Source organism: Streptomyces sp. NBC_01235 (genome assembly GCF_035989285.1).
Lineage (GTDB): Bacteria > Actinomycetota > Actinomycetes > Streptomycetales > Streptomycetaceae > Streptomyces.
The window spans coordinates 8,041,132-8,054,921 of record NZ_CP108513.1; the positions used below are offsets into that span (position 1 = coordinate 8,041,132).

Sequence of the window (13,790 nt, forward strand, 5' to 3'; positions counted from 1 at the left end):
GCGGTAACGGTCGATCCCTGCGGGAGGGACAAGTGGAGTCTGGCGCAGCGACGCGGGGCACTAAGACGCGCGCGAAAGGCGGACAGTCCCTGAGCAGGCAGCGCACACCACGCGGCGGCACCACCGTCGTGGACACGGCGGCCCTGAACCGGCTGCTGGTCGCTCTTGTGTCCATGCGGGACGGCAATTTCCGCAAGCGGCTCACGGTGTCCGGGGACGGCGTGATGTCGGAGATCGCGGCCGTGTTCAATGAGGTCGCGGATCGTAATCTGCACCTCACGGGTGAGCTGTCGCGGGTGCGACGCATGGTGGGACGTGAGGGAAAGCTCACCGAGCGGCTGGAGACGGGCGCCTGTGAGGGGTCCTGGGCGACCGCCATCGACAACTCGAACGCGCTGGTCGACGACCTCGTACGGCCTGTTTCCGAGGTCGGACGGGTGCTGTCGGCGGTGGCCGAGGGTGATCTGTCGCCGCGGATGGAGCTCAGGACGCACACACCGGAGGGGACCGGGCATCCGCTGCGCGGGGAGTTCCTGAAGGTCGGGCGGACGGTGAACAACCTGGTCGACCAGTTGTCGACGTTCACCGACGAGGTCACCCGCGTGGCCAGTGAGGTGGGCACCGAGGGCAAGTTGGGCGGGCAGGCCCAGGTGCGCGGTATGTCCGGTTCGTGGAAGGACCTCACGGAGTCCGTCAACACGATGGCGTACCGGCTCACGGCGCAGGTGCGGGACATCGCACTGGTGACGACGGCCGTGGCCAAGGGTGATCTGTCCCGGAAGGTGACGGTTCACGTCGAGGGCGAGATGCTCGAGCTGAAGAACACCGTCAACACGATGGTGGACCAGCTCTCCGCGTTCTCGGTCGAGGTGACCCGGGTCGCGCGCGAGGTGGGCACCGAGGGCATCCTGGGCGGTCAGGCACAGGTGTCCGGCGTGGACGGGGTGTGGAAAGAGCTCACCGATTCGGTGAACACCATGGCCGGGAATCTGACGGCCCAGGTGCGCGGGATCGCGGAGGTGACGACGGCGGTCGCCAACGGTGACCTGTCCCGGAAGGTGACCGTGCCGGCGCGCGGAGAGGTCGCGCAGCTCGCCGAGACGATCAACCAGATGACCGAGACGCTGCGGATCTTCGCGGACGAGGTCACGCGCGTGGCCAACGAGGTCGGGGCCGCGGGGCAGCTCGGCGGTCAGGCGAACGTGCCGGGTGCGGCGGGGACGTGGAAGGACCTGACGGACTCCGTCAACACCGTCTTCCGGAACCTGACCACTCAGGTGCGGGACATCGCGGCCGTGACGACGGCCGTGGCCAGCGGGGATCTGTCGCAGAAGGTCACGGTGGACGTGGCCGGCGAGATGCTGGAGCTGAAGAACACCGTCAACGGGATGGTCGACCAGCTGTCTGCCTTCGGTGCCGAGGTCACGCGCGTGGCGCGGGAGATCGGGGTCGAGGGTGAGCTGGGCGGTCAGGCGCAGGTGTCGGGTGCGGCGGGGACGTGGAAGGACCTGACGGACTCCGTCAACACGGCGTTCAGGAATCTCACCGGACAGGTGAGGAACATCGCGCAGGTCACCACGGCCGTGGCCAACGGTGACCTGTCGCAGAAGGTCACCGTGGACGTCTCCGGTGAGATGGCCCAGCTGAAGAACACCGTGAACACGATGGTGGACCAGCTGTCGTCGTTCGCCGACCAGGTGACCCGGATGGCCCGGGACGTGGGTACCGAGGGCCGGCTGGGCGGGCAGGCCCGGGTGGACGGCGTCTCGGGTACCTGGAAGGAGCTCACCGACTCCGTCAACTCGATGGCCGGGAACCTGACTTCTCAGGTGCGCAACATCGCACAGGTGACGACGGCGGTGGCCCGGGGTGACCTCTCGCAGAAGATCGACGTCGACGCGCGCGGGGAGATCCTGGAGCTGAAGAACACCATCAACACGATGGTCGACCAGCTCTCCGCGTTCGCCGACCAGGTGACCCGGGTCGCACGCGACGTGGGCACCGAGGGACGGCTGGGCGGGCAGGCGCAGGTGCCCGGTGTGGCCGGTGTGTGGCGGGACCTGACGGACTCGGTGAACGGCATGGCCGGCAACCTCACCGCCCAGGTGCGCAACATCGCCCAGGTCGCCACCGCCGTGGCCCGCGGTGACCTCTCCCAGAAGATCACCGTGGACGCGCGCGGGGAGATCCTGGAGCTGAAGAACACCCTGAACACGATGGTGGACCAGCTGTCGTCGTTCGCCCAGGAGGTCACGCGTGTTGCCCGAGAGGTGGGTACGGAGGGGCAGCTCGGCGGGCAGGCCGAGGTACAGGGTGTCTCCGGCACCTGGAAGGACCTCACGCAGTCCGTGAACTTCATGGCGAACAACCTGACCATCCAGGTGCGTCAGATCGCCGATGTCACGACCGCGGTCGCCAAGGGCGACCTGTCGAAGAAGATCACCGTCGACGCCAAGGGCGAGATCCTCGAGCTCGTCACCACCGTGAACACGATGGTGGACCAGCTGTCGTCCTTCGCCGAGCAGGTGACCCGGGTGGCCCGCGAGGTGGGCACCGAGGGCATCCTGGGCGGCCAGGCGCATGCGTCGGGCGTCACCGGCATCTGGAAGGACCTCACCGACAACGTCAACCTGATGGCCAAGAACCTCACCATGCAGGTGCGCAACATCTCCCAGGTCGCCGCGGCCGTCGCCAACGGCGACCTGACCCGGACGGTGACGATCGAGGCGCGCGGGGAGGTCCAGCAGCTCGCCGACACCTTCAACACGATGGTGAAGACGCTGAGTTCGTTCGCCGATCAGGTCACCAAGGTGGCCCGTGAGGTGGGTACGGACGGCATCCTGGGCGGTCAGGCCCATGTGCCGGGGGTGGCGGGCACCTGGAAGGACCTCACCGATTCGGTGAACGGCATGGCGTCCAACCTGACCGGGCAGGTGCGCAATATCGCCATGGTCACGACGGCCATCGCCAAGGGCGACCTGACGAAGAAGATCGACATCGACGCGCGCGGGGAGATCCTCGAGCTGAAGACGACCATCAACACGATGGTCGACCAGCTGTCGTCCTTCGCCGAGGAGGTCACGCGCGTTGCCCGTGAAGTCGGTACGGAGGGGCAGCTCGGCGGGCAGGCACGCGTGCGTGACGTCGACGGCACCTGGCGGGACCTCACCGAGTCGGTGAACGAGATGGCCGGGAACCTGACCCGTCAGGTGCGTGCCATCGCGCGTGTGGCGACCGCGGTGACCCGCGGTGACCTGAACCTGAAGATCGACGTGGACGCGTCCGGGGAGATCCAGGAGCTCCAGGACTACATCAACAAGATGATCGCCAACCTGCGCGACACCACGATCGCCAACAAGGAGCAGGACTGGCTCAAGGGCAACCTCGCGCGCGTGTCCGCCCTGATGCAGGGGCGGCGTGACCTTCAGGACGTGGCCTCGCTGATCATGAGTGAGCTGCCGCCCCTGGTGGCCGCGCAGCACGGCGCGTTCTTCCTGGCGATGCCGCCGGCGGACGGCGACGCCGACCAGTACGAACTGCGGATGCTGGGCTCGTACGGGTACTCGATGGGCTCCATGCCGACGTCGTTCCGGCCGGGTGAGGCGCTGGTCGGTACGGCCGCGGAGGAGAAGCGCACGATCCTCGTCGCGAACGCCCCGAGCGGCTATCTGAAGATCTCCTCGGGGCTGGGCGAGGCGCCGCCCGCGCAGGTGATCGTGTTGCCGGTGCTGTTCGAGGGCAAGGTGCTCGGTGTGATCGAGCTGGCGTCGTTCACGAAGTTCACACAGATCCAGAAGGACTTCCTCAACCAGCTCGCCGAGATGATCGCCACCAGCGTCAACACCATCTCCGTCAACACCAAGACCGAGCTGCTGCTGAAGCAGTCGCAGGAGCTGACCGAGCAACTGCGGGAGCGGTCGGCGGAGTTGGAGCAGCGGCAGAAGGCCCTTCAGGCGTCCAACGCCGAACTGGAGGAGAAGGCAGAGCTGTTGGCCCAGCAGAACCGCGACATCGAGGTGAAGAACACCGAGATCGAGGAGGCGCGGCAGGTCCTGGAGGAGCGTGCCGAGCAGCTCGCGGTGTCGATGCGCTACAAGAGCGAGTTCCTCGCCAACATGTCGCACGAGCTGCGCACGCCGCTCAACTCGCTGCTGATCCTTGCCAAGCTGCTCGCCGACAACGCGGAGGGCAACCTCTCGCCGAAGCAGGTCGAGTTCGCCGAGACGATCCACGGCGCCGGTTCCGACCTGCTCCAGCTGATCAACGACATCCTCGACCTGTCGAAGGTGGAGGCGGGCAAGATGGACGTCTCGCCGACACGGATCGCGCTGGTGCAGCTCGTGGACTACGTGGAGGCGACCTTCCGGCCACTGACCGCGGAGAAGGGCCTGGACCTGTCCGTGCGGGTGTCTCCGGAGCTGCCGGCCACACTGCACACCGACGAGCAGCGGCTGCTCCAGGTGCTGCGCAACCTGCTGTCCAACGCGGTGAAGTTCACCGATTCCGGCTCGGTCGAGCTGGTCATCCGGCCGGCCGGGGCGGACGTACCGGTGGCGATCAAGGAGCAGCTGCTGGAGGCCGGTTCGCTCACCGACCCGGACGCCGCGCTGATCGCGTTCTCGGTGACCGACACCGGCATCGGGATCGCGGCCAGCAAGATGCGGGTGATCTTCGAGGCGTTCAAGCAGGCGGACGGCACCACCAGCCGCAAGTACGGCGGCACGGGTCTGGGGCTGTCCATCTCGCGGGAGATCGCGCAGTTGCTCGGCGGTGAGATCTACGCGCAGAGCGAGACGGGCCGTGGTTCGACGTTCACGCTGTATCTGCCGCTGCACCCGAGCGAGCTGCCGCCGCAGGGCTACCAGCAGGTCGTGCCCGCCCTGGAGGCCGGCGACCTGGTGGCCTCGGAGAACGGGGCGATCGAGCTGTCGGAGCTGTCCGACGCGGAGATCGAGACGCCGGCCGAGGTGAGGTCGTACCAGGACGCGCAGAACGGTCCGGCGGCCCTCTTCAGGCGTCGGCGCCGCATGGTGAGCGGCGGCGAGCAGGTGGGGCGGCCGGAGCAGTGGCCGGCCCGCGGGCTGGAGGCGGGGACGCAGGCGCGCGCGGGCATCCGGTTCGGCGGCGAGAAGGTGCTGATCGTCGACGACGACATCCGCAACGTGTTCGCGCTGACCAGCGTCCTGGAACAGCACGGCCTGTCGGTGCTGTACGCGGAGAACGGCCGCGAGGGCATCGAGGTCCTGGAACAGCACGAGGACGTGGCGGTCGTCCTGATGGACATCATGATGCCCGAGATGGACGGCTACGCGACGACGACGGCGATCCGGCGGATGCCGCAGTTCTCCGGGCTGCCGATCATCGCGCTGACCGCGAAGGCGATGAAGGGCGACCGGGAGAAGGCGATCGAGTCGGGCGCCTCCGACTACGTGACGAAGCCGGTCGACCCCGATCACCTGCTGTCGGTGATGCAGCAGTGGATGCGGGACGCGTGAGGGGAACTGCGGCGTGACGGAGGCCTTCGGGGCGCGACCTGAGTCGCTGACTCAGGGTGGCCGTCGCCGTGTAGCGGGGCGGAGTTCGGGGAACCTTCTGGACTCCTGCTGCGTTCCTGCTACGTGCACAGTGACATCACGGTGACAGGGTGTGGCGACGGTCGGGGTGCGGCTACCATGACCGGCACAAGGAAGGGCGGCGCAAAGGAGTCGTCCCCAGGGGCGGCGCCCGGTGCACTGCCGGGGCGAGGAGGGCGGGCCATGGTGCAGAAGGCCAAGATCCTCCTGGTCGATGACCGGCCGGAGAATCTGCTGGCGCTGGAGGCGATCCTCTCTGCGCTCGATCAGACGCTGGTGCGGGCATCGTCCGGGGAAGAGGCGCTCAAAGCACTGCTGACGGACGACTTCGCGGTCATTCTGCTGGACGTCCAGATGCCGGGAATGGACGGCTTCGAGACGGCCGCGCACATCAAGCGGCGAGAGCGGACCAGGGACATCCCGATCATCTTCCTCACCGCGATCAACCACGGGCCGCACCACACCTTCCGCGGATACGCGGCGGGTGCGGTGGACTACATCTCCAAGCCGTTCGACCCGTGGGTGCTGCGTGCGAAGGTCTCGGTGTTCGTCGAGCTGTACATGAAGAACTGTCAGCTGCGCGAGCAGGCGGCGCTGCTGCGGTTGCAGTTGGAGGGCGGTGGCGGCAAGAGCGCCGCGGGCGGTGGCGCCAAGGAGTCGGCGGGGCTGCTCGCCGAGCTCTCCGCGCGGCTCGCGGCCGTCGAGGAGCAGGCGGAGGCGCTGTCCAAGCAGCTCGACGACGAGTCGGCGGACGCGGCGGCGGTGGCCACGGCGGCGCACCTGGAGCGCAAACTCACCGGTCTGCGCCGGGCGCTGGACGCCCTGGAGCCGGGCACCGGCAGCGGTGCGGCCTCGGTGCCGTCGCAGAACTGAGCGGCACCAACAGAACTACGGAACGGAACTGACGCGTGCGACGCAGGGGGTTGTGCATGAGGACGCGTCAGTTCCCCTTCCCGGCGAAGCGGACGCGTCAATTCCGGGCCCACGCGGGGGCGACACGAACGGGTGAAGCAGTGGGCACACGTGTCCGTTGTGGTCTCCACCGGTAACCTCACACCCATGGCCTCACGTCCCTCCGCAGCCAAGAAGCAGCCCGCCAAGAAGGCGGCCGCTCCCGCGAAGGCTCCGGCGAAGAAGGCCGCTGCGAAAAAGGCCCCGGCGAAGAAGGCGCCCGCCAGGAAAGCCGCGGCCAAGAAGCCCGCGCCCGCACCGGCCCCCAGTCCCACCGGGGGCATCTACAGACTCGTGCGCGCCATCTGGCTCGGGCTGGCGCACGCCGTCGGCGCCGTGTTCCGCGGCATAGGGAACGGTGCGAAGAACCTCGACCCGGCCCACCGCAAGGACGGCGTCGCGCTGCTGCTGTTCGGCCTCGCGCTGATCGTGGCCGCCGGCACCTGGGCCGACCTGCGCGGCCCCGTCGGTGACCTCGTCGAGATCCTGGTCACCGGCTCCTTCGGCCGGCTCGACCTGCTCGTGCCGATCCTGCTGGCGCTCATCGCCGTGCGATTCATCCGGCACCCCGAGAAGCCCGAGGCCAACGGGCGCATCGTGATCGGCCTGTCCGCGCTCGTCATCGGTGTGCTCGGCCAGGTTCACATCGCCTGCGGTGCGCCCGCCCGCAGCGACGGCATGCAGGCGATAAGGGACGCCGGCGGTCTCATCGGCTGGGGCGCGGCGACCCCGCTGACGTACACCATGGGCGACGTCCTCGCCGTACCGCTGCTGGTGCTGCTCACGATCTTCGGGCTGCTGGTCGTCACGGCGACGCCGGTCAACGCCATCCCGCAGCGGCTGCGGCAGCTCGGGGTGCGGCTCGGCGTACTGCACGACCCGGCGGCGGACGAGTACGACGAGTTCGACGACGACGCGCGCTACGACGAGCAGTGGCGCGAGGCGCTGCCCGGGCGCCCCCGCCGCCGCTCGGGCGCTCCCCAGTCGTACGACCCCGACGACGCCGAGCAGGAGGCGCTCTCCCGGCGGCGCGGCCGGCCCCGGCGCTCCGCGGTGCCGCAGCCGGCCATGGACCGGCAGCTGGACGCCGTGGACATCGCCGCCGCCGCCGCGGCCGACCTCGACGGCGCCGTCCTGCACGGCATGCCGCCCTCGCCGATCGTCGCCGACCTCACCCAGGGCGTGAGCATCGGCGACCGGGAGCCGACGACGCCGACGCCTGTCCCGGCACCTGCCTCCCGCCCCCGGCAGCAGAAGCTCAAGACCGGCGGGGCGGTCCCCGACCTGACCAAGTCGGCCCCCGAGGAGATGCGCGAGCTGCCGCCGCGCGCCGAGCAGCTCCAGCTGTCCGGCGACATCACCTACTCGCTGCCCTCCCTCGACCTCCTGGAGCGCGGAGGCCCCGGCAAGGCGCGCAGCGCCGCGAACGACGCCGTCGTCGCCTCGCTGACGAACGTCTTCACCGAGTTCAAGGTCGACGCAGCCGTCACCGGCTTCACCCGCGGGCCGACGGTCACGCGCTACGAGGTCGAGCTCGGCCCCGCCGTGAAGGTCGAGCGGATCACCGCGCTGGCGAAGAACATCGCGTACGCCGTCGCCAGCCCCGACGTGCGGATCATCAGCCCGATCCCGGGCAAGTCGGCGGTCGGGATCGAGATCCCCAACACCGACCGGGAGATGGTCAACCTCGGGGACGTGCTGAGGCTCGCGGACGCGGCCGAGGACGACCACCCGATGCTGGTGGCGCTCGGCAAGGACGTCGAGGGCGGCTATGTGATGGCCAACCTCGCGAAGATGCCGCACGTCCTGGTGGCCGGTGCCACCGGGTCCGGCAAGTCGTCGTGCATCAACTGCCTCATCACGTCGATCATGGTCCGCGCGACTCCCGAGGACGTGCGGATGGTCCTGGTCGACCCCAAGCGCGTCGAGCTCACCGCCTACGAGGGCATCCCGCACCTGATCACCCCGATCATCACCAACCCCAAGCGGGCCGCCGAGGCGCTGCAGTGGGTCGTCCGTGAGATGGACCTGCGCTACGACGACCTCGCGGCCTACGGCTTCCGGCACATCGACGATTTCAACGAGGCCATAAGGAACGGCAAGGTCAAGCCGCCCGAGGGCAGCGAGCGCGAGCTCCAGCCGTACCCGTACCTGCTGGTGATCGTGGACGAACTCGCCGACCTGATGATGGTCGCGCCGCGCGACGTCGAGGACGCGATCGTCCGGATCACACAGCTCGCGCGCGCCGCCGGCATCCACCTGGTGCTCGCCACGCAGCGGCCGTCGGTCGACGTCGTCACGGGCCTGATCAAGGCGAACGTGCCCTCCCGGCTCGCCTTCGCCACCTCCTCCCTCGCCGACTCGCGCGTCATCCTCGACCAGCCGGGCGCCGAGAAGCTGATCGGCAAGGGCGACGGCCTGTTCCTGCCGATGGGCGCGAACAAGCCGACCCGTATGCAGGGCGCCTTCGTGACCGAGGCAGAGGTCGCGGCCGTCGTCCAGCACTGCAAGGACCAGATGGCGCCGGTCTTCCGGGACGACGTCACCGTCGGCACCAAGCAGAAGAAGGAGATCGACGAGGACATCGGCGACGACCTCGACCTGCTGTGCCAGGCGGCCGAGCTGGTGGTCTCCACCCAGTTCGGATCGACGTCCATGCTCCAGCGCAAGCTGCGCGTCGGCTTCGCCAAGGCCGGACGGCTGATGGACCTCATGGAGTCGCGCAACATCGTCGGACCCAGCGAGGGCTCCAAGGCGCGTGACGTTCTCGTGAAGCCGGACGAGTTGGACGGCGTGCTCGCGGTGATCCGGGGGGAGTCTGAGGGGTAGACGTCAGTGCGGGAAACGGGGGTCGGCCGTGACTCACCTGTTAGAGAGCGGAGGGCAACCGTTTCCCTTTGACGTACGTCAAGTTGAGCGAGAGGACAGGTGCGGCTCCCGCCGGGGCCGTAACCGGCCCGTCATCGGCGTGTCCGGCCATACCGATGGCGTACAAAGTCCCACCGCCCGGTTGCCCCTCCCTTTGGCACCCCCCCTAGACTGAACCTCCAGCACAGGTGGCTACACGCTCGAAAGGCGCCCCCGTGTCCATCGGCAACTCCCCTGAAGACGAGCGTCCGTTCGAAGACCCGTCCGAGGAAGCCCCCTTCTCCATCGGCCGTGCCCTGCAGCAGGCTCGCATCGCGGCCGGGCTGACCGTCGGCGACGTCAGCACTGCCACCCGGGTCCGCATCGTCATCATCCACGCGATCGAGGCGGACGACTTCGCTCCCTGTGGCGGAGACGTCTACGCGCGCGGCCACATCCGGACCCTGGCCAGGGCCGTCCACCTCGACCCCGCCCCGCTGATCGAGCGGTACGACGCCACCCACGGCGGCCGTCCCGCGCCGACCCCCGCCGCGCCCCTCTTCGAGGCGGAACGTATCCGCCCCGAGCGGCGCGGGCCGAACTGGACCGCGGCCATGGTCGCCGCGATCGTCGCCGTCGTCGGCTTCGTCGGCTTCACCGCGTTCAAGGGCGGCGACGACGGCGCGTCGAAGGAGCAGGTCGCCGAGGGCACCCCCTCGACCGGCAAGACCGCCTCGCCCACGCCGAAGACCGACAAGTCCGCCGACAAGACGCCGGAACCCTCCGACAGCGCCATCGCCGCGGCCCCCCAGGACAAGGTGACCGTCCAGGTCAGCGCCACCGACGGGCGCAGCTGGATCTCCGCCAAGGACCACAACGGCCGGCTGATCTTCGACGGCTTCCTCAAGCAGGGCGACTCGAAGACCTTCCAGGACAGCGAGAAGATCAACCTCATCCTCGGCGACGCCGGAGCGATCGATCTGTTCGTCAACGGCAAGAAGCTCAACGACGATTTCCAGCCCGGAGCGGTGGAGCGGCTGACGTACACGAAGGGCGACCCGCAGGTCGGATAAGCCGGGCGGGCCTTGGCAGCTACGGGGTTGGTGATCTTCACCAACCCCGTCGACGTTCGGTGTCGGTGGGACAAAGTAGTCTTGAGCCCATGCCTGAACGCCGTACCGTCGCACTCGTCACCCTTGGCTGCGCCCGTAACGAGGTGGACTCGGAGGAGCTCGCAGGCCGTTTGGAGGCGGACGGCTGGCAGCTCGTGGAGGATGCCGAGGACGCCGACGTGGCCGTCGTCAACACCTGCGGCTTCGTCGACGCCGCCAAGAAGGACTCCGTCGACGCCCTGCTGGAGGCCAACGATCTCAAGGGGCACGGCAGAACCCAGGCCGTCGTGGCGGTGGGCTGCATGGCCGAGCGGTACGGCAAGGAACTCGCCGACGCTCTGCCCGAGGCCGACGGCGTGCTCGGCTTCGACGACTACGCCGACATCTCCGACCGCCTCCAGACTATTTTGAACGGCGGCATCCACGCCTCCCACACCCCGCGCGACCGGCGCAAGCTGCTGCCCGTCAGCCCGGCCGAGCGGCAGGAGTCGGCCGCCGCGGTCGCGCTTCCCGGTCACGGCCCGACCGACCTCCCGGAGGGGCTCGCTCCGGCTTCCGGCCCCCGCGCACCCCTGCGCCGTCGGCTGGACGGCGCCCCCGTCGCCTCGGTCAAGCTCGCCTCCGGTTGCGACCGGCGCTGTTCGTTCTGCGCCATCCCGTCCTTCCGCGGCTCGTTCATCTCCCGCCGGCCGAGCGACGTGCTGAACGAGACGCGATGGCTGGCCGAGCAGGGCGTCAAGGAGATCATGCTGGTCTCCGAGAACAACACCTCCTACGGCAAGGACCTCGGCGACATCCGGCTGCTGGAGTCGCTGCTGCCCGAGCTCGCCGAGGTCGACGGCCTGGAGCGGGTGCGCGTCAGCTACCTCCAGCCGGCCGAGATGCGGCCCGGTCTGATCGACGTGCTGACCTCCACGCCCAAGATCGCGCCTTACTTCGACCTGTCCTTCCAGCACTCCGCGCCCGGGGTGCTGCGCGCGATGCGCCGCTTCGGCGACACCGACCGCTTCCTGGAACTGCTCGACACCATCCGGAGCAAGGCGCCCCAGGCGGGCGTGCGCTCCAACTTCATCGTGGGCTTCCCCGGCGAGTCCGAGGCCGACCTGACGGAGCTGGAGCGCTTCCTGAACGGCGCCCGGCTGGACGCGATCGGCGTCTTCGGCTACTCCGACGAGGAGGGCACCGAGGCCGCGACGTACGACGACAAGCTCGACGTGGACGTCGTCGCCGAGCGGCTCGCCCGGGTCTCCCGGCTCGCCGAGGAGCTCGTCTCGCAGCGGGCCGAGGAGCGGCTGGGCGAGACCGTTCACGTGCTCGTGGAGTCGGTGGACGAGGAGGGCGTGTACGGCCGTGGCGCGCACCAGGCGCCGGAGACGGACGGTCAGGTGCTGCTCACCTCGGGCGAAAATTTGAGCGTCGGTCGTATGGTCGAGGCGAAGGTGGTCGGTACGGAGGGTGTCGACCTGGTGGCCGAGCCTCTGCAGGGTTCGTTCGGGTGTAGTGAGGAGGCGGGCAGATGACGGGTGTTCCGGCATCGGCTGCGGGTGGCCCCTCGCAGGCGAAGGGCGCCGCGGCCGCGAGCCCGGTCTCCGGCCCGGCCCCGGACGCCCCCGGTGTCGGCGGCGACGGCCAGGACGCCGGCAGGCCCCCGCGGGGGGCGAAGCTGGCCGCCGCCGCGGTCAACCAGGCGAGTGTCTGGAACATCGCCAATCTGCTGACGATGCTTCGGCTGATCCTGGTGCCCGGCTTCGTCGCGCTGATGCTGGCCGACGGCGGTTACGACCCGGCCTGGCGTTCGCTCGCCTGGGCGGCCTTCGCGATCGCCATGATCACCGACCTGTTCGACGGGCACCTGGCGCGGACGTACAACCTCGTCACCGACTTCGGGAAGATCGCCGACCCCATCGCCGACAAGGCGATCATGGGAGCGGCGCTGATCTGCCTCTCCTCGCTCGGCGACCTGCCGTGGTGGGTGACGATCGTGATCCTCGGCCGGGAACTCGGGATCACCCTGCTGCGTTTCCTGGTCATCCGGTACGGCGTCATCCCGGCAAGCCGGGGCGGCAAGCTGAAGACGCTCACCCAGGGCGTGGCCGTCGGGATGTACGTCCTGGCGCTGACAGGGTGGCTGGCCACTCTCAGGTTCTGGGTGATGGCCGCGGCGGTCGTCCTGACCGTGGTGACCGGGCTCGACTACGTGAGACAGGCCATTGTGCTGCGCAGGCAGGGGATCGCCGAGCGTCAGGCCGCGTCGGAGGAGACGGAAGCGTGAATTCCACGGCCGCCGACGTGGTGCGAATACTCACGGTGAACGGAGAGACGCTTGCCGTGGCCGAATCGCTGACCGGTGGTCTGGTCTCGGCGGAGATCACATCGATTCCCGGGGCGTCCAGGGTCTTCCGCGGGTCGGTCACCGCGTATGCGACCGGGCTCAAGCACGATCTGCTCGGGGTCGATGCGGGCCTGCTGGCCTCCCGGGGAGCGGTGGACGCGCAGGTGGCGGCCCAGATGGCGGCCGGAGTGCGTAAGGCGCTCGGCGCCGACTGGGGCGTTGCGACGACCGGGGTGGCCGGCCCCGATCCCCAGGACGGGCAGCCCGTCGGAACGGTCTTCGTGGCCGTGGACGGTCCGTTCGGGGCGGATTCCGGTTCCGCCGCTGGCGGAAAAGTGGAGGCCCTGCGGTTGAACGGCGACCGGGCGGAAATTCGTAGAGAGAGTGTACGGAGCGTACTCGCACTGCTCCTGAGAGAGCTGGCGGGCGAACAGACCGGGAACGAGCGGGCACAGGATACGGAACAGAACGGGGGGTTTTGATGTTTGCAGCCCTGAGTGAACACGACATCGCTCCCCGCACGGCCGCAGCGCGAGGCGGTACGGTGGGGCGTGAAGGATGCGGCTACGCGGTCCGAGGAGGGAGCCACCGATGATTCTGCTCCGTCGCCTGCTGGGTGACGTGCTGCGTCGGCAGCGCCAGCGCCAGGGCCGTACTCTGCGCGAAGTCTCCTCGTCCGCCCGAGTCTCACTCGGCTATCTCTCCGAGGTGGAGCGGGGGCAGAAGGAGGCTTCCTCCGAGCTGCTCTCCGCCATCTGCGACGCGCTGGACGTACGGATGTCCGAGCTCATGCGGGAAGTGAGCGACGAGCTCGCCCTCGCCGAGCTGGCTCAGTCTGCAGCGGCAACCCCCAGCGAGCCTGTACCCACGTCGGTTCGTCCGATGCTGGGTTCCGTGTCGGTGACCGGTGTGCCACCGGAGCGGGTGACCATCAAGGCACCCGCCGAGGCGGTGGACGTGGTCGCCGCGTGATAT

The 13,790-nt window shown here is 69.1% G+C and carries 8 protein-coding genes; all 8 read left to right on the forward strand.

From position 1 onward, the window contains the following. Positions 1 to 32 precede the first annotated feature (32 nt). The 8 genes from OG289_RS36295 to OG289_RS36330 all read left to right on the forward strand — a co-directional run bounded on the left by OG289_RS36295 (position 33) and on the right by OG289_RS36330 (position 13,787). The gene (locus OG289_RS36295) at positions 33 to 5,495 is read left to right on the forward strand and encodes a HAMP domain-containing protein (protein WP_327318257.1); all 5,463 of its coding nucleotides are present in this window, start codon (positions 33 to 35) and stop codon (positions 5,493 to 5,495) included. A 261-nt stretch (positions 5,496 to 5,756) separates the two neighbouring features. Beyond that, a complete protein-coding gene (locus OG289_RS36300) occupies positions 5,757 to 6,446 on the forward strand; it encodes a response regulator (protein ID WP_327318258.1) in 690 nt (229 codons plus the stop codon). 186 nt (positions 6,447 to 6,632) lie between these two features. Beyond that, on the forward strand, positions 6,633 to 9,353 hold the full coding sequence (locus tag OG289_RS36305) for a DNA translocase FtsK (protein ID WP_327318259.1): 2,721 nt from the start codon (positions 6,633 to 6,635) through the stop codon (positions 9,351 to 9,353). Between the two features lie 254 nt (positions 9,354 to 9,607). Next, positions 9,608 to 10,444, forward strand: coding sequence for a helix-turn-helix domain-containing protein (locus OG289_RS36310; protein WP_327318260.1), 837 nt, complete (start codon positions 9,608 to 9,610; stop codon positions 10,442 to 10,444). 89 nt (positions 10,445 to 10,533) lie between these two features. Next, positions 10,534 to 12,003 carry a 30S ribosomal protein S12 methylthiotransferase RimO gene (rimO, locus tag OG289_RS36315; protein WP_327318261.1) on the forward strand — a complete coding sequence of 490 codons (1,470 nt, stop codon included), beginning with the start codon at positions 10,534 to 10,536 and terminating at the stop codon, positions 12,001 to 12,003. Next, positions 12,000 to 12,755 (forward strand): CDP-diacylglycerol--glycerol-3-phosphate 3-phosphatidyltransferase, encoded by a 756-nt coding sequence (gene pgsA / locus OG289_RS36320; RefSeq protein WP_327318262.1) that lies wholly within the window; start codon positions 12,000 to 12,002, stop codon positions 12,753 to 12,755. Before rimO ends, pgsA begins: the two co-directional genes overlap by 4 nt. Then, a complete protein-coding gene (locus tag OG289_RS36325) occupies positions 12,752 to 13,297 on the forward strand; it encodes a CinA family protein (protein ID WP_327318263.1) in 546 nt (181 codons plus the stop codon). The genes pgsA and OG289_RS36325 overlap by 4 nt, the downstream gene beginning before the upstream one ends. Before the next feature lie 109 nt (positions 13,298 to 13,406). After that, a complete protein-coding gene (locus OG289_RS36330) occupies positions 13,407 to 13,787 on the forward strand; it encodes a helix-turn-helix domain-containing protein (protein ID WP_015657463.1) in 381 nt (126 codons plus the stop codon). Positions 13,788 to 13,790: the final 3 nt, after the last annotated feature.